The organism is Cupriavidus sp. GW823-FHT07A04 (assembly GCF_058794615.1).
Genome location: NZ_JBXAHA010000021.1, coordinates 32102 through 47253 on the forward strand (window position 1 = coordinate 32102; position 15152 = coordinate 47253).

15 protein-coding genes and 3 pseudogenes are annotated in these 15152 nt (G+C 61.2%); 8 read left to right on the top strand and 10 right to left on the bottom strand.

The annotated features are described in order from the left end of the window. The first annotated feature begins 391 nt into the window (after nucleotides 1-391). The 3 genes from AC1Q7Q_RS30830 (at nucleotide 392) to AC1Q7Q_RS30840 (ending at nucleotide 1529) form a co-directional block, all read left to right on the top strand. A complete protein-coding gene (locus tag AC1Q7Q_RS30830) occupies nucleotides 392-757 on the top strand; it encodes an aldehyde dehydrogenase family protein (protein ID WP_492371561.1) in 366 nt (121 codons plus the stop codon). Nucleotides 758-1216: 459 nt separating this feature from the next. Then, nucleotides 1217-1393, top strand: coding sequence for a hypothetical protein (locus AC1Q7Q_RS30835; RefSeq protein ID WP_492371560.1), 177 nt, complete (start codon nucleotides 1217-1219; stop codon nucleotides 1391-1393). Nucleotides 1394-1415: 22 nt separating this feature from the next. Then, nucleotides 1416-1529 carry a hypothetical protein gene (locus AC1Q7Q_RS30840; RefSeq protein ID WP_492387254.1) on the top strand — a complete coding sequence of 38 codons (114 nt, stop codon included), beginning with the start codon at nucleotides 1416-1418 and terminating at the stop codon, nucleotides 1527-1529. Between the two features lie 187 nt (nucleotides 1530-1716). Here AC1Q7Q_RS30840 and AC1Q7Q_RS30845 read toward each other — a convergent pair whose 3' ends face one another. From AC1Q7Q_RS30845 to AC1Q7Q_RS30865, 5 genes are all read right to left on the bottom strand, one after another. Continuing rightward, on the bottom strand, nucleotides 1717-2706 hold the full coding sequence (locus tag AC1Q7Q_RS30845; RefSeq protein ID WP_492371558.1) for a Bug family tripartite tricarboxylate transporter substrate binding protein: 990 nt from the start codon (nucleotides 2704-2706) through the stop codon (nucleotides 1717-1719). After that, nucleotides 2691-3701 (bottom strand): tripartite tricarboxylate transporter substrate binding protein, encoded by a 1011-nt coding sequence (locus AC1Q7Q_RS30850; RefSeq protein WP_492371557.1) that lies wholly within the window; start codon nucleotides 3699-3701, stop codon nucleotides 2691-2693. The genes AC1Q7Q_RS30845 and AC1Q7Q_RS30850 overlap by 16 nt, the downstream gene beginning before the upstream one ends. A 39-nt stretch (nucleotides 3702-3740) precedes the next feature. After that, a complete protein-coding gene (locus AC1Q7Q_RS30855; RefSeq protein WP_492371556.1) occupies nucleotides 3741-4823 on the bottom strand; it encodes a hydroxyacid dehydrogenase in 1083 nt (360 codons plus the stop codon). Then, complete coding sequence (locus AC1Q7Q_RS30860) at nucleotides 4820-5497, bottom strand: RraA family protein (protein ID WP_492371555.1); 678 nt, start codon at nucleotides 5495-5497, stop codon at nucleotides 4820-4822. Before AC1Q7Q_RS30860 ends, AC1Q7Q_RS30855 begins: the two co-directional genes overlap by 4 nt. A 62-nt stretch (nucleotides 5498-5559) precedes the next feature. Beyond that, the gene (locus AC1Q7Q_RS30865) at nucleotides 5560-6699 is read right to left on the bottom strand and encodes an alpha-hydroxy acid oxidase (RefSeq protein WP_492371594.1); all 1140 of its coding nucleotides are present in this window, start codon (nucleotides 6697-6699) and stop codon (nucleotides 5560-5562) included. A gap of 259 nt (nucleotides 6700-6958) precedes the next feature. On the opposite strand from AC1Q7Q_RS30865, the gene AC1Q7Q_RS30870 reads away from it, so the two are divergent. Continuing rightward, entirely contained in the window at nucleotides 6959-7861 is a 903-nt protein-coding gene (locus AC1Q7Q_RS30870; protein ID WP_492371554.1) for a LysR family transcriptional regulator, read from the top strand. A 268-nt stretch (nucleotides 7862-8129) separates the two neighbouring features. Here AC1Q7Q_RS30870 and AC1Q7Q_RS30875 read toward each other — a convergent pair whose 3' ends face one another. Next, the gene (locus AC1Q7Q_RS30875; protein ID WP_492387251.1) at nucleotides 8130-8897 is read right to left on the bottom strand and encodes a LysR family transcriptional regulator; all 768 of its coding nucleotides are present in this window, start codon (nucleotides 8895-8897) and stop codon (nucleotides 8130-8132) included. A gap of 223 nt (nucleotides 8898-9120) precedes the next feature. Continuing rightward, the gene (locus AC1Q7Q_RS30880) at nucleotides 9121-10281 is read right to left on the bottom strand and encodes a hypothetical protein (protein WP_492371553.1); all 1161 of its coding nucleotides are present in this window, start codon (nucleotides 10279-10281) and stop codon (nucleotides 9121-9123) included. Nucleotides 10282-10788: 507 nt separating this feature from the next. On the opposite strand from AC1Q7Q_RS30880, the gene AC1Q7Q_RS30885 reads away from it, so the two are divergent. From AC1Q7Q_RS30885 to AC1Q7Q_RS30895, 3 genes and pseudogenes are all read left to right on the top strand, one after another. Then, nucleotides 10789-11106, top strand: a complete 318-nt coding sequence (locus AC1Q7Q_RS30885; protein ID WP_492371552.1) for an H-NS histone family protein — start codon at nucleotides 10789-10791, stop codon at nucleotides 11104-11106. 388 nt (nucleotides 11107-11494) lie between these two features. Next, nucleotides 11495-11739: pseudogene (locus AC1Q7Q_RS30890) on the top strand (aldehyde dehydrogenase family protein); the annotation flags it as partial. 146 nt (nucleotides 11740-11885) lie between these two features. Next, nucleotides 11886-12248, top strand: a complete 363-nt coding sequence (locus tag AC1Q7Q_RS30895; RefSeq protein ID WP_492371592.1) for a transposase — start codon at nucleotides 11886-11888, stop codon at nucleotides 12246-12248. Here the strand turns inward: AC1Q7Q_RS30895 and AC1Q7Q_RS30900 are convergent. Then, nucleotides 12190-12365, bottom strand: a pseudogene (locus tag AC1Q7Q_RS30900) (aldehyde dehydrogenase family protein); the annotation flags it as partial. The gene AC1Q7Q_RS30895 and the pseudogene AC1Q7Q_RS30900 overlap by 59 nt on opposite strands. Before the next feature lie 552 nt (nucleotides 12366-12917). Between AC1Q7Q_RS30900 and AC1Q7Q_RS30905 the strand changes: the two are divergent. Continuing rightward, nucleotides 12918-13082: pseudogene (locus AC1Q7Q_RS30905) on the top strand (transposase); the annotation flags it as partial. Between the two features lie 113 nt (nucleotides 13083-13195). On the opposite strand, the gene AC1Q7Q_RS30910 reads toward AC1Q7Q_RS30905, so the two are convergent. Then, nucleotides 13196-14170: a DMT family transporter gene (locus tag AC1Q7Q_RS30910; RefSeq protein ID WP_492371551.1), complete on the bottom strand. Its 975-nt coding sequence runs from the start codon at nucleotides 14168-14170 to the stop codon at nucleotides 13196-13198. Between the two features lie 84 nt (nucleotides 14171-14254). Beyond that, a complete protein-coding gene (locus tag AC1Q7Q_RS30915; RefSeq protein ID WP_492371550.1) occupies nucleotides 14255-14884 on the bottom strand; it encodes a TetR/AcrR family transcriptional regulator in 630 nt (209 codons plus the stop codon). Nucleotides 14885-15152: the final 268 nt, after the last annotated feature.

Sequence of the window (15152 nt, forward strand, 5' to 3'; positions counted from 1 at the left end):
AGGAGGAAATGAGGCACTGTTTGGCGCACAGTCTAGAGGCGCTATACGAGTGGGCACCCCGAATATTCTTTAATTAATTCTGGCTTTAAAATGAGCTTAAAAAACTACGCTTTTGGCGACCCGAAATCTACAATAGAATGCGGATATTGGCCAGAACGGCGGCGGATTTTGATGCGCCCACCAATATGAATTAATTCGCGCTTCTGCCGCCTCCCACCCGGAAACTCTCCACATTAATCGACCGAATATAGCGTCCGTTGGGACTCGACAAGATTTTTGCGCAGATTTTGCGCCGCCAGCTCAATTGGCGCACGCAGAGTGCTTTCCCACAAGCGTTTCAAGCTTAGGTCCGATCTGACAGTCGAAAATACGAGAAAGCTGTCGAAGGTGAATGGAAGACGCGAAAGCCGCCCACTTTGCCCAGACCGTGCTGGATTCGGTGCAGCCCGGCATGACTGCGTTCGATCAGGAAACCTTCGGTCCCGTGGCAGCGATCACTGTGACCAAGGATGTGGAAGAAGCCATCGACCTTGCGAACCAGAACACGTTTGGTTTGTCAGTCGCAGTGCGGACGAAGAATCTCGCGGTAGCTCGCGATGTGTCGCGACGGCTAGAGACCGGCGGGGTCTTCATCAATGGATCTTCCGCCTCGGATCCACGTACGCCCATCGGTGGCGTGAAGCTGAGCGGATACGGGCGCGAACTATCGCATTTTTTGTTATCCGCGAATTTACGAATGCGAAAATTGTCTGAGTAGGTCGCTGAAAGCACATCGACGTGAAATTCCTCGCAGTGCACCGTTCCAGAGGAACTGAAGCCGATTACGTGGTCCTGCCTAGCAGGGTCTACCGGGGCTTCCCAAACCTGGGCGCGGACGATCCGGCGCTGGCCGTGGCTATGCCGAACGGCGATACCCCACCACTGAGTGGAGAGCGTCGCCTGTTCTATGTCGCTTGACCCGTGCTCACCGTTTCGTCGCCATGTTCACTGTGCTGGGGCAATCCTCGTTCTTTCTGGGTGAGTTGGTAAAAGAACAGGCGGTGACGGTCACGAACATCAGGGGTGAGCCCATCCAAGAGCACCGTTGCACCGTGTGCAAACACGGGGGGATCGTGACGCGGAGCGGGCCCCGTGGGTTTTTTTAGTCCTGCTCCGGCTATCCCGAATGCGGGCACAGACCCAAGAACCAGCGGTTGGGCGGACTAGCACACCGGCGTTGAGCGAAGCTAGTCCTGCAGTGCTCGGCGAACGGAAATCGGGGCTGCGCCGCGAGAACAAAAAGGTCGAGCGTACGTCGGACGGCGGCACCCGCACCCGCCAAGCACTGCCGGATCTGCCGCCAAAAGCCATGCCCGTCATCAAGGCGCTGCGGCGCCTATGTCATTTTTCATGACCACACCTTGCACGAAATTGCCTTGTGCGAGCCCGAGTTCTTGGCTGAACTGTCGCAGACTACTGGCGTGCGAGTACGCAAGCTCGAGGCTTACAGCGAGGAAGTCATGCAGTGCGTGCAGCATCGGAGGCTGTAGCCGCAGGAAAGCGAGCCCGTGCTAGCGGTGAGATATTCTGCAAGATCTACTCAACAATCCTCCATGCTCGGCCGGGAGCGGTCCCTTGCGACCGCGCCGGGCGAGCATCTTAATGCTTGTCATTGTCGATCGATCGCGGACGCATGGTTGGCGTGGTGCGGAAAGGGCAAGGTTCCGCATCGCTGCCCTACTCCGCCTTCGCCCCCGAAATCCGGACCTGTTCCGCTGCTGTCGGCATCTGTTTCTTCACGAAAGCCCAGAACTCGTCCGCGCCCATCGGCTTAACCGGCAGCGAACCCTGTTCGGCGAACTGCCGTTGCAGGGCCGGGTCGCGTAGCGCCTGCGTCAGGGATTCATTGAGTCGCTCCAGCGCGAGACGGGGTGTGCCGGCCGGCGCTACCAGTCCGTACCAGGAATCAGTGTAGAAGCCCTTCAGCCCGGCTTCGTCGAAGGTAGGTACATCGAGCAGCGCGGGCAGGCGCTGGTGCGCGGCCACGGCCAGCGCACGGACCTTGCCGGAGCGGATGAAGGGCAGCGCGCCCGTGGTGATGACGAAGTCGACGCGGCCGGCCATCAGATCCGTCATGGCGGGCGCTGTGCCCTTGAAGGGGATGTGCGCGATGTCCAAGCCGGCGAGTTTCCTGAAGACGGCTCCCGCCAGGTGCTGGCTCGAGCCGACGCCGCCGGAGCCGTAGTTCAACTGGCCGGGCTGGGCGCGTGCCTTGTCGATCAGGTCGCGCACCGAGCGCAGCGGCGAGTCGCGCGGTACCAGCAGCACGCTTGGCGACGTGGTGATCAGCCCGATCGGCGAGAAGTCCTTGAGCGGGTCGTGGTTCAACCGGCTGTAGAGTGCGGAGTTCAGGCCATGCGAGGCCACGGTGGCCAGCATGATGGTGCTGCCGTCGGGCCGCGCGCGGGCAGCTACGTCGGTACCGATATTGCCACCCGCACCAGCGCGGTTGTCAATCAGGATAGTCTGTCCCAGCGCCTTCGACATGTGCGCCGCCGCCAGTCGCGCCACGGCGTCGGACGGGCCGCCTGCGGGCCAGCCGACGATCATCGTGACCGCCCCCGGCAGCAGCGGCGCCTGTGCGGATACCGACGCGGATACCAAAGCGGATGAGACCAGGACGGCGCCGACTGCCAGCGCCGCCAGCCAGCTTACTTTTCCTGCCATGGCATCTCCTTCCAGAGCTGGCGGAAGCCTGCATCGCCGCGTTCGAGTTCGGAGGCATACGCAGCGGGCGCCAGATAGCGCAGCGGGGCATACATGGCGTCGGCCTGCTGGCGGAACTGCGAATCGGCGGCCACGCGTGCCATGGCGTCGACAAGCTTCTTGCGCACAGGCTCCGGCGAGCCTTTCGGCGTGGCCAGGCCGCGCAGCGAGGCCAGTTCGATGTTGAAGCCCTGCTCGCGGAACGTGGGGACGTTTGGAGCAAGCAAGGCGCGTGTCATGCCCATCTGTCCCAGGAACCTGATCGGCGCGCCGCCCTTCTGGAAAGCCAGCGCTTCCCCCACGTTGATGGCGCCGATAGTGATCTGCTGGCTGGCCAGGGCGGCGCGGACCTCTCCGGCGCCCTTGTAACCCACATGGGTCAACGTCACACCCGACGCCTTCTCGAACAGCAGCATCGCAAGGTGGTCGTCAGAACCCACGCCGGTGGTACCCACGGTCACATGGCCCGGATTTGCCTTGGCGTACTTCACCAGGGCCGCCAGCGAATCAATGGCATTGCTGTTGTTCACGGTGAAGCCGCCCGGATCGTCCACGAGATTGCCGATCAGGTCGTAGCTCCTCCACGTAAACGTGGTTCTCCGTTCGAGCGGAATCGTCAGCAGGTTCGGCGTGTTGATGAAGCCGATCGTGTAGCCGTCTGGCGTGGCGCGCGCCAGTTCCGCAAAGCCGATGGCACCGCCGGCGCCTGGCTTGTTCTGGACCACGATGGTGGCGCCGAGCTGTTTTTCCAGATGCCGGGCCAGCAATCGTGCGACCAGGTCGGTGCCGCCGCCAGGCGCGTAGGCCACGATCATTTCGATCGGGCGGTTCGGATAGGGCGCCTCGGCATGGGCCGCACCGGGGATGGCGGCGCCGATCGTACCGACAGCGAGAGCGAATGCGGCAGCCAGGCGCAGGGGCAGGCGCCGAAGCCGAAATTCGGGATTGCGATGCATGTTGTGTCTCCTCGCCAACCCTCCAGGGGTGACGTATTTTTAGTTCAAACGATGCGTCGGTCGGGCCTCCTGTAGTGCGGCCTCAATACGCTGGCGCGCGCGCGGCCACACCTCGGGGTTCACCAGGCGCTCGGGCCGGGCGCCGGTCGCCAGCAACTCAACGATTTGCGTGGCGGCCAGCGTGGCGTTCCTGCGACGCGCCTCATGCGTGACGCCTGCCGTGTGAAACGTAGCGACTACGTTCTCCAGTGCAAGCAGCGGATGATCGTGCGGCGGCGGCTCCTGGTCCCACACGTCGAGCCCCGCCCCGGCGAGTTGGCCGCATGCGAGCGCCGCGTACAGCGCGTGCTCGTCGTGGATGCCCCCGCGGGCCGTGCTGACGAAGACGCTGCCCGGTCGCATCGCGGCAAACGCGGCGGCGTCCATCATGCCCAGCGTGGTGGCATCGCGCGGGCAGTGCAGCGATACCACGTCGGCGGTGCGCAGCAATTCGTCGAAGCTCACCCGTTGCGCGCCGCGTGCGGCCATTTCCTCCGTGTCGAAGGCTGGATCGCAGCCGATGACGCGCATGCCGAAAGCCCGACCCAAGGCCGCCGCCCTGCGTCCGGCGTGTCCCACACCCACGAGCCCGAGCGTGCGACCGCGCAGCTCGTGCCCCATCAGGTCCTCACGGCTCGCGGTGGTGTCCGTGCGCATGCGCCGGTCGGACTCGGTAATGCGGCGCAGCACGGCCAGCATCAGGCCCAGCGTCATCTCGGCCACTGAGTCGGCGTTGCCGCCGGCCTGGTTCATCACCGCCACGCCGGCGGCGGTGCAAGCGTCGATGTCGATGGTGTCGCAGCCCGAGCCGCTGGACGACACCGCCAGCAAGGCTGGGCAGCGCGACAGGAGGTCCGCGTCGACGAACCAGCGGCGCGGGATTTCGTCCTTGGCCGCCGTGATCTGGTAGACCTGCGCCCGGCTCAGTTGCGCCCAGGCTGCATCATCGGCGCCTTCACGTGCGCAGGTGTGCAGCGTCACGCCGGGCGCGTCGCCGACGATGCGGTCGAAGGACGGATCCAGCCAATAGTCGAACCGCACCACCAGATGGTTCGCGCGCGTGGGGAGTGTGGGTGCGCTCAAAGTACCCCCTTGTCGCGCAACGAGCGCTCCACCCAGCTACGGTCAGCGCGGCCTTGCGAGATCGATTCGAGCACAGCAGCCTCGGTGCGTTGCACCTCTTCCACGCGCGCGGCGATCAATTCGGCTTCCTCGGCAGGCACCACCAGCAGGCCGTCGCCATCGCCGACGACCAGGTCGCCCGGGCGCACAACCATGCCGTCGATGCAGACCGGGATGTGCAGCTCGCCAGGGCCATCCTTGTAGGGGCCGCGATGCGACACGCCGCGCGCATAGACGGGGAGCGGCTCCTTGCCGATGGTGTCGCTGTCGCGGATCAGGCCGTCGATCACAAAGCCCGCCGCGCCGCGCGCCATCGCCAGCGCCAACATGATCTCGCCGATGATGGCATTGGGTCCGGCCCCGCCGGCGTCCACCACGATCACATCGCCAGGCTCCGAGATGTCGATGGCTTTGTGCACCATCAGGTTGTCGCCGGGGCGCGTGCGGACGGTCAGCGCGCGGCCCACCAACGGGCCTTCGCGGCGATGGAAAGGGCGCAACTGCGTGGTGCCGACGGTCCGGCTCATGGCATCGCTGACATTGGCCACTGGAAAGCGCTTGAAACGCTCGAGCAGCGCGTTGCCGACAGTGGGCTCGGGCCGGGCGTGAATTCGGAAGCCGTGAGGCGTAGTCATCGGGATGTCTCCTGTGTTGGCCAGTGCGTCGGCGTGTTGGAATTGGGGTGGAGGGATGGTGCTCATACCGGTGCGCGCCGGATGCAGGCCGGGCCGATATCCGCCACGCGGCTCAGTCCGAGCATGGCCATGTCGCGCGAGATCTCGGCCTGCATCAGTGCGATGCCGTGCGACACGCCCGCGACGGACGCCACCGTCGCCGCATAGGCGAACGGGCGCCCGACGAACACGCAGCGCGCGCCGAGCGCGAGCGCCTTGATCACGTCGGTGCCACGGCGCACGCCGCTGTCGAGCATCACGGGCAGGTTTGGCACGGCGTCGACGATTTCCGGCAGGGCACGGATTGGCGCGATGGCGCCATCGAGCTGCCGGCCGCCGTGGTTCGAAACAATGATGCCGTCCACGCCGTACTGGCGTGCCAGCAGCGCGTCTTCGGCAGTCAGGATGCCCTTTACCACGAGCGGGCCCTTCCAGCGACGCCGGATCGTGTCAAGGTGAGCCCACGTAAAATGCGCCCGATCGGAAAAATCCCGCTCGACATTAGACGACAAGATCGGTGCGCCGCGATGGGCGTAGGCGTTCTCGAAATGCGGCACCCCATGCCGCGCCAGTGTGCGCGTGAAGGTGCCAAGCAGCCAGCGCGGGTGCGTGACGCCTTGCCAGGCCAGTGCGAGGCTTGGCCGAAACGGTGTGGAGAAGCCCGCGCGCAGATTGTTCTCGCGATTGCCGGCCACCGGCGTATCGACCGTGATCACCAGCGTCTCCACGCGAGCCGACTGGACACGCGACAACAGCCCGTCGATCTGGGCCATATCGCCTGGCAAATAGGCCTGGAACCATGTGCCTGGCTCTGCTTGCATGACCTCTTCCAGCCGGATCAGCGAAGAACCGCTCATGATGGCCGGCACTGCGGCGTGCCGGGCGGCCCGTGCCAGCACAATGTCGCCGCGATAGGCGAACAACGCGGAGATGCCCATCGGCGCAATGCCGAACGGTGCAGCATAGCGCCGCCCAAATAGTTCGATGCCGAGGTCGCGCGTGGCCACACCGGCCAGCACGCGCGGCCGCAGCGCGATCTCTTCAAACGCGCTCCGGTTCTGCGCCAGTGAAACACTGTCTTCGACCGCACCGCTCACGTAGGCGTACAGCGGTCTGGGCAAGCGGCGATTCGCGAGTGCTTCGAAGTCGTTCAGCGCCAACACCCGCCTTCTCAGCCACGCGAAATCACGTGCAGCCGAAGCAACTTGCTGCGGCGCAGCGGATGCGCCCCGGGCGGATTCCGGGTTGTGTGCTGTGGCCTGTGGGGCGCCATTGTGGGGGGCAACTGACATGTTCAAGGGGACAGAACGCTGTGATCTCGCGCCAAATCTAGCAATCGCGACAAAACGAGAAAAGCGAAAAATAACGAAGGTATAATTTCGCTTTTTGGAAACATTCACAGCGGCTGCCGGCCGCCACCCCATGACTCTTAAGCAACTGGAAGCGTTTTACTGGGCCGCCACCTGCGTCAACTTCTCCGTGGCTGCTGAGCGGGTGCACCTGTCGGTGTCGTCACTGTCTAAGCGGGTGGCCGAGTTCGAAGCATCGCTGGGCGTGCAGTTATTCGACCGGAGCGGCAGGCGCGCAGAGTTGACCGCACAGGGAGAGCAGATGCTGCCGCAAATTCGTGAACTGCTGCGCGCCGCCGCAGAGCTGGAGCAAGCGGCCGGGCAGCACCACGGGCTGATGGGACGTTGCCGTGTCGGGCTGGGCGAGTTGAGTGGCCTGACATGGCTGCCGAAGCTGGTGCGCGAAGTATCGGCCCGCCATCCTGGTCTGCTGCTGGAGCCTTATGTCGATATCGGCCAGGTGCTCGAGCAGCGACTGCACGATGGCGAACTGGACTTGGCTGTGCTGGCTGGGCCCTCAACGCGCAGTAGCCTTGCGGCCGAGCGGATCAGTCAGGTAGATTTCGCGTGGGTGGCCAATCAGTCGTTTCTTGATGAGGCCGGCACAGAAGATCCCCGGGCATTGATGCACGAGCATGTGCTGCTGACCTTGCCGGTGGGCGCGGGCGGTACGCGGGTCCTCGATCAATGGCTGGCGTGCCGGGGACTGATGGTGAACCGGCGGCTCATGTGCAATAGTTGGGGCGCGGTCGTCGGCATGGTCGCTGAAGGGCTTGGTTTTGCGTTCATGCCCGAGCAATGGGCCCAGGCGCTTGCGGCGCGCGGCGTGTTGAAGATCCTGCCGGGCAGCGATGCGCTGGAGCCGCTGCACTATGCCGTGCAATGGCGGCGCGATGACGCTCGCGTGGTGATCACGGCCATGCGTGACATTATCAAGGGCGTAATTGATTTCCAAGCGCCACGTTGCCTGGTCTAGGCGGCTTAGATCGTCGTTTGTTATGGAAATCTGGGCAAGTTGCCCCGATCGAGCGCGACGTCGGGCAGTAGTCGAATGCCCGGCCGTCATCAGCTTCCAGCTTGCCGTAGGCATTCCGATCTCGGGACGCGCAAACGACATTTTTCCGCCTCAGTCTAGCTCTGTTAGCTGGGACTCAATCTGACAGGTAGTCGGGGCGTTGAATTGAGAAACGCGTTTCAATAGGGGATCAGTGTTTGTAGAAGCTGTGCCGTAGGTCCGCAGAGCGCTATCCAAAAGCTGCCACCGCAAAGTCGAGGAAGCTTCGTAACTTAGGAGTCATTCGCCTATCAGGCGCATACAGAATGTGCATCGGCCGGGTCGGTACCTTGTAATCAGACAGGACGGCTACCAGGCGGCCGGCTTCAATCTCGGCCCTGACCAACTCCATGGGTTGGAGCAAGACTCCGAGCCCAGCGACCGCAGCGGAAAGTAGTGCCTCCCCGCTATCGATCATTAGGCGTCCCGATACGGGTACGGAAATGTGCCCAGCAGGATCCTCGAACACCCAGTGGGATCGCAATGAGGTATGCGAGAACCCAAGGCACTCGTGGTGCTGGAGATCCATCGGGGTCGTGAGCGGGCTTCGAGAACTCAGATAAGACGGAGCAGCGCACACTATCAGCTGATTGGGAGCGAGAGGCCGAGCCATTAGACCGCTATCAGCTAGCTCGCCAACTCGGAAGGCAGCATCGTATCCCTCATCAATCAGATCAACAACGCGATTGGACAGGGTAAGATCAACTGAAACCTCGGGATGTGTCGAGAGATACTCGGGAAGTCTTGGGGCCAAGGCATGAATGCCGAACGTTACAGGTGCATTGATCCTAATGCACCCACGCGGGATTGCACGGGTTTCCGCTGCCAGGGACTCTGCGGCCTCAACCTCGGCCAGGATAATCTTGGCCCTCTCGTAGAACGCTTTGCCGATCTCCGTGAGGCTGTGATGCCTTGTAGTTCTATTCAATAGGCGCACGCCCAAGTGCCGCTCGAGCACCTGGACTGTGGTGGACTAATTTCCTCGGACGGGTCGATAGGAGGGCATTGATCGGCCAGCTGCAGCGCCGGAGGCCGGGCCAGGCTTAGACAAGACGCCCCTGTGGGGTTGCGGCCGGCTCGATCGAGTCGCTCCTCGGCACCTGCAGGAAAAATGCCTTTTCCGTTACACTCTCCAGCGTGGAAGCAAGTGCGCCGCCTCTTCCGCCAGAGGGCAGCCGCCGTCAGAAGCCATATGGCGCACGGCTCCAATCTTTCAGGACACGGTAGTCGTGCTCGGGCAACACGATAGCGCCGGCCTCGGCAGCTGCCAGGATTTTCTCCCCCGCCCAAGACCCAAGCCGATCGCCGTGCAACATGAAGAAAAACCAGGCAAAGACGTGACCCGCACGCACGTCGAATCGGAGGAGTTCGTCCCATAGTGCGAACACGGATGCGCGACGCTTCTCCTTGACCTCCGGCAGCTTGCGCGTTGTGGCCCAAGCGGGAATCACCGTCAGGTGCCGAGACTGGTCTTTCGGAGTCGTATAGTCGCTGACCTCAAAGACCCAATGGTCAGTAAGCGTGGCACCGTTCCGGCCCGCGCTGGAGCGCTCCCAGTCGGCAAAGAAACGTGCCAGCCGCGGCTTGCGGTCGCGCAACTCAGGATACTTGTCGAAGTACCGAACTGAGTGTTCTTCGCCAGTCCGAGTGTTACGTTTCAGGATGATGACACGTTCTTGTCTGGTCTTTTCCGCGTCATCCAACTGGCCTTCAAGGCGCAACACCTCTGCGAGATCCTCGATCCCTTTCAAATGATAGGATGGTACTCCGACCGGTATACGCGCATCCAGCGACACGCCTTTGCAATTGGTCTGTTCCAAGAGGCCGTCGAGTGACCTGGGATGGGCGTAGATATCCGGGCCAAATAGCGCCCGTTCGATCCAATATTGATATCGGCCAACGATGATCTGGCAGAACTCCGCAGACCCAGTGCCGTAAGGTGCAACCAAGCAGATGCGCTGAATCTCCGCATCCGCAAACCGTAGCGCACCGTCTTTGTGCTTACGCCAGACCGCCACAGGATCGCCGCCGGCCTCCTCAAGTTCTCCCTCCAGCCAATCACGATACTCGCCGAGGGAAGTACCGTCTGGCGCGATGACCAGACAGTGAGGCGTCGCGAGCGAGAATCCGTCGCGCACATTGCCAAGCCGGACAGTGTCCAGACCCGTCGAGCGACGAAGCACTTCGATCAGCTTCTTGTGGCCACGCGAGTCCGTCGCGGCCGCAACAACGGTCTCAATAACATCGCGCGACAGCGGTGGATGTGAGATGGTCAACGTATCACCTTGAAAAGTGTATCTTCCGAGGTTGTCGGGTATGCGGCTAGCGGAAGATCTTGCCATCCCCGAACTTTCCAATCGAGTGTATCAGTTCCATGTAGCTTCGCTCGTCGGAGGGGATCAAGCGGCATCGAAGCGCTGTTATCCTCAGGCTAGGTTCATCCGCCCAAATATTCGCGAGTTGCAGGTGATAAACGGCCCCTTAATTCTTCCAATTCGAGCCCGTTGGGCAGTTGCAGGTGCGGCAATCCTGTTGGCGATCGCCGTTCATAACTTAGCCACTGATGCCCAACCAGACCAGCCTGTGGACGACCACGAGGCCGCTGGCAACGGCCACTGGTATTTTACGGTCGCGCCTATTGAATCCGACGTGCCCGCGATATCTGATTATTTTTTCTTTGGTAGCCAGGACGAGTGCGAGAAGCGCTGGCGAGAACTGTCGCATAAGAGAGCCGCGGTAGCATCGGCGTGCAGAATCACTGCGTTGAGGCGGATTTAATAGTGACCTTCACCCGGTCGCGCAAACGCTAAAAATACTGTAGGCTTAACCATTTCCGACGGAGAGCCAACATGGCGACATACAAACAACTATTGGCCGAGAAAGAAAAAATCGAGGCTCAGCTGGCTGAAGTGCGTGCGACGGAAGTCGCCGGCGTGATCGAGCAGATCCGTGCTCTTATGGCCGAGTACGAACTTACTGCCGACGATCTGGCACCGAAGCGCCGTCGCGGAAGACCGGCATTGGGCGCGAAGGCCGCTGCTGCCCCAAAGGCTGAAGTGCCCCCGAAGTACCAAGACCCCAAGACTGGTGCTACTTGGTCTGGCCGCGGACGCGCCCCGGCATGGCTCGGCAAACATCGGGATAAGTTCTTGATCCCTGAGGCCTGAGAGCAACTGCAGGGGACGCTCGCTGCATACGCTCCGGCGCACTAGCCGGTCCGGACCATGTACGCAGATATCACCGCATCCCAATCAGCCGCAGCCCCGTCCGTTCAGGACGGGGTGCACATCGGAATCCACGTCCACGGATAGCGCTCTCGACAGCGGTGCGGCCCTTAGAGCCGGAATCTAATGTTCGGACGGACATCGATCGAACCCACGTTCCAGACGTAGGCCCTGCTGAAGATGTCCGGCGTGCCTACGGCATTGTGAGACATCACCTGGGCGTTTTGCGGCAAGCGAACCTCGAATTCCCCATCCACCCTGATTCGCAGATCTCGCAGACCCGCCTTATCCTTCTCCTGTATGACCGCCGGCGTGATCGTGTATTCGTGCTGGCTTGCTGCATGTCCTGCCCGGAGGTAGCGATACGGAGCCGCGCTCACATCGGACAAGAACATCGCGATGGTCCAGTTCACGGCCTCGACGCAGGCGGGGCGCAAGGTTGGCGAATCAGCGAGCAAGAACTTGAAGAAGGTATCGCTCGAATTGGGTGGAAAGAACTCCCTCATAGTGCTGGATGACGCTGACCTCGATCTGGCATTAGCCAATGCGGCTTCGGGGAGCTATCTTCACCAGGGCCATGCTCGCACCGGCCCAGCCGGCCGAACTATGGATCGCCGATCGCAACTTCTGCACCCGGGCGATTCTTGCCGGGTGGCAGCGTCTTCATCGTGCGGGAGCACGGCCGCAATCCGAGTCCCAGCGAGCTGGAGCCGTTACACGAAATGGGCCGGGTCGAAACCGGCATCGTGTACGAGGAAGCGGTCAGCATCCCAGATGAATCGAACGTGCCGCTTGTGCTGCTGCGCATCGAACTGCATCTGAATGGCGCCATCGAGGATGGTGACACCGTCATCCGCTTGCTGCCCAATGTCCCGGCCGCCCATCTGATGGCAGAGGCAGTCGCCCGGCTATACCGGCGACGCTGGAGCATCGAGAATCTGTTTCAGCAACTGGAATCGGTGCTCAACTGTGAGATTCGCTCGTTGAGCCAACCGCGCGCGACGCTGCTGGCCTTCGGCGTGGCGGCGCAGGGCCACCAATGCTTGTTCCGTTGGCGGACGCCCCTACGCCACCGAACGTATTGATGGCCTCGTCATTCACAGTTTGGTCGTTGATATGCAAGAGACCCGTATTCAGAGGGCTCTCCCGATGTCTTTGGAGATGATGGCCATCGACAAGCCATACTCCGAATCATTGGCCAGTCGGAAGGGGAGCATGCCTTCTTGGCCTCGGATTCCTTTGCTTCTGGGGTATGATTCTAGGGTCCCAGCAGGTCAACTGCCCTCCCCCGAACAACTGCCCCATCGTGGAAGACGTCCCCTACCTTGAATTCGATGCCTTACAGGCTCTGGCGCTCCAGACTGACCGTGTAACTGCGGATTGCGCTTGCAATGCCCCTTCGCTGGCTGGCTGGGTTACTCTGCCGGTTAGCTTTCCCGAAAACCTGTTACGCAGGGTCGGCACCCTAGTGCGGGACAGCTATCAGGAGGCTACGTTCGAGGAGTATCACCCTGCTGGAACCAGCATCTGGGCTGCAGATGCCCCGATCGCACCATTGTATTTCCCTTACAACCGTTGCGAAGTGCATGAATGCTCGGTTTGCAAGCGAGCGTATTTGCGCTACGTAGAGGGCGGCGGATACTTCGTCGACCCTCGAATTCGCAGGCTTAGCGCGAGCGTCCTGATTGACGCACCCCTGCTGTAGCAGTGAGTTGATGGTCGCCGTCGCACCACACTTCAAAAGTCCCGCACGGAATGGCCTGTTGAGACAGTACTTCCCGAAAGGCACCGATCTCTCGGGCTACTCGCAAGCCAAGCTCAACGCCATAGCCGGAAGGCTCAACGAACGCCCGCGCGAAACACTAAACTTCGATACACCGGCTGAACGATTCCATCAAGCTGTTGCGTTGACCGGTTGAATCCGCAACCCACAAGCGACGTTCAACCGGACCGCATATCAACGGCCGTTGGCGAGGACAACGCTGCCGGTCATCGCTCGCACGGAATCGATGAGGAACGGCCTCCCTTAACGTCAGGTCAGCGCGGATGCCGCCATTCGTCGGGAGCGTCGCCGCAAATACAGGTTGTTGAGAACCAGCGCAGACGCAGTCATCACGGCGCCGACTACTTGTGCTCCGCCCGGCATAACTCCAGTCAATGCCGACACGGCAAACGCAGTAACCGGTACCACGTCCATAAACAGCACGCCATTCATCGGCCCGAGAGTCCTGTTACCAGATATCCAGCAGAGAATCGCGACAAAACCCGCGATCGGGCCCATGTAAATCAGATGCGGCGTGATTGTCCAAAGTGCAGCGAGCGTGGGAGCGGCTATTGCGTGCGTCACTACGAGCAGCACGTTCACGCTGACAATCGTGGTCAAACCAAGCCATGTCGTAATTGTCGTGTATTTCAGCGCCGACCATCGTGTGAAGTACGCGGAGCCGAAAGTATAGACAACCCAGCAGAGTGCACCCAGAACGATGAGGCCACTTGCCGCGTAGTGTTGTGGCGCGAGCAAAGCAGCCCGCAGATTACCCTGCGTGATGACTAGGGCGACACCGATAAATGAGACGACAACGAACAGAAATGAAGGCAGCGGGGGCGCGGATCTCCGTACTAGCGCATTGAGGAGCAACCCCATCATCGGCTGCGTGGCCATCATGATAGACGCGCTAAGCGCCCCTTGTTCCCCAGCTAACTGCTGCCCCAGAAAGACAAACGATCCGAACCCGCAGAAGCCAATCGAACCAAGGAACCAGGCGAACAGCAGCGACTTGCCATCTGCTCGTAACGCACCTATTCCTTCCCGTCGCAGCAATAGGACCACAAAGGCCACGCCTGCGATCACGTACCGGAACGAAGTAAACGTGAAGGGATCGATGTAACGCAGCGCATCAGTCATGACGGGAAACATCACGCCAAACAGGATTGTTGCAACGAGGCATGCAGCAATCCCGTTCCAATAGCCGGCAGACCTTGAAGCCAAAGCGGTTGATGAATTCATGAATGATCATTCTCAAAATCGTTAAAAATTCGGCATCCACTTTTTGCGGATGCCGCCAACCGAGCTACGAGACTCGGATATGCTTCATGTCACTGTGCGCAACGCCATGTCGACGATCGATGCTAGGGCAGCCTCATTCATGTCGACCTTACCGAGCACGCGTATTCCTTGAACCATGCACATTAGGAAACGCCCGACCTCCTCTGGGTCGAGACGATGATCGAATTCGCCTGCTTGTTGACCTCTTGCTATCGCGAGACTGAATTGCATCGTGATGCGCTGCAAAGTCGATTCAATACGTGACCGTAGAGCATGATCGCCCGGCAGGAGTTCGATCACCGTATTGGTAATGAAGCAACCATGCCGCTCAGATAAGTTTCCGCTCACCTTCGTATAGTGCAATAGCGCTTCGCGAAGTGCCTCCCGTGGAGGTAAGTCGGCGGTTAACCTCTCCTTCAGTCGCGCAACGGCCCCTTCTGCATAACGATCGAATGCCGCGACGAGGAGCCCATGCTTATCGCCAAACGTTCTGTACAAACTGCCGCGAAAGACTCCGGTCGCTTCGCATAGCGCATCGACGGGGGTCGCGTGGTAACCGTGTTGCCAAAATACTCGCGCAGCGGCCTCAACTGCTTCGTCGATGTCAAATTCTCGCGGTCGTCCACGTTCGGCGGCACGCCCCTTCCGGGGGCGGTGTGTATCAGTAGTGTTCATGCAAGCCATATTAGGACTATTTAGTCTCAAAATCAAGGTATCACGCGATGCTGATGAACATAGGTCGGTTAGTTCGTGCGAGGTGCGCTGCTCGCGACTTCACTGAGGAGACGGACTATTTGCTGGAGCACGTTTCCCCTTGGACCGTTGAACACCCTGTATACGACATTCGAAGGTCGCGCGAGGTCCTCCGTTGACCGGTTGAATCCGCAGCCGGTTGGCGACGCTGGCGGCCGTCAGGCGGTCTCGGTCGCGGCGGCGGGCCAAG

Excerpts from the sequence above, each read along its gene's own strand:
- AC1Q7Q_RS30885 (WP_492371552.1), top strand. The coding sequence starts at position 10,789 with ATGGCGACATACAAACAACTATTGGCCGAGAAAGAAAAAATCGAGGCT.
- AC1Q7Q_RS30880 (WP_492371553.1), bottom strand. The coding sequence starts at position 10,281 with ATGGCAAGATCTTCCGCTAGCCGCATACCCGACAACCTCGGAAGATAC.
- AC1Q7Q_RS30895 (WP_492371592.1), top strand. The coding sequence starts at position 11,886 with ATGGGCCGGGTCGAAACCGGCATCGTGTACGAGGAAGCGGTCAGCATC.
- AC1Q7Q_RS30845 (WP_492371558.1), bottom strand. The coding sequence starts at position 2,706 with ATGGCAGGAAAAGTAAGCTGGCTGGCGGCGCTGGCAGTCGGCGCCGTC.
- AC1Q7Q_RS30910 (WP_492371551.1), bottom strand. The coding sequence starts at position 14,170 with ATGAATTCATCAACCGCTTTGGCTTCAAGGTCTGCCGGCTATTGGAAC.
- AC1Q7Q_RS30830 (WP_492371561.1), top strand. The coding sequence starts at position 392 with ATGGAAGACGCGAAAGCCGCCCACTTTGCCCAGACCGTGCTGGATTCG.
- AC1Q7Q_RS30870 (WP_492371554.1), top strand. The coding sequence starts at position 6,959 with ATGACTCTTAAGCAACTGGAAGCGTTTTACTGGGCCGCCACCTGCGTC.
- AC1Q7Q_RS30860 (WP_492371555.1), bottom strand. The coding sequence starts at position 5,497 with ATGACTACGCCTCACGGCTTCCGAATTCACGCCCGGCCCGAGCCCACT.
- AC1Q7Q_RS30850 (WP_492371557.1), bottom strand. The coding sequence starts at position 3,701 with ATGCATCGCAATCCCGAATTTCGGCTTCGGCGCCTGCCCCTGCGCCTG.
- AC1Q7Q_RS30915 (WP_492371550.1), bottom strand. The coding sequence starts at position 14,884 with ATGAACACTACTGATACACACCGCCCCCGGAAGGGGCGTGCCGCCGAA.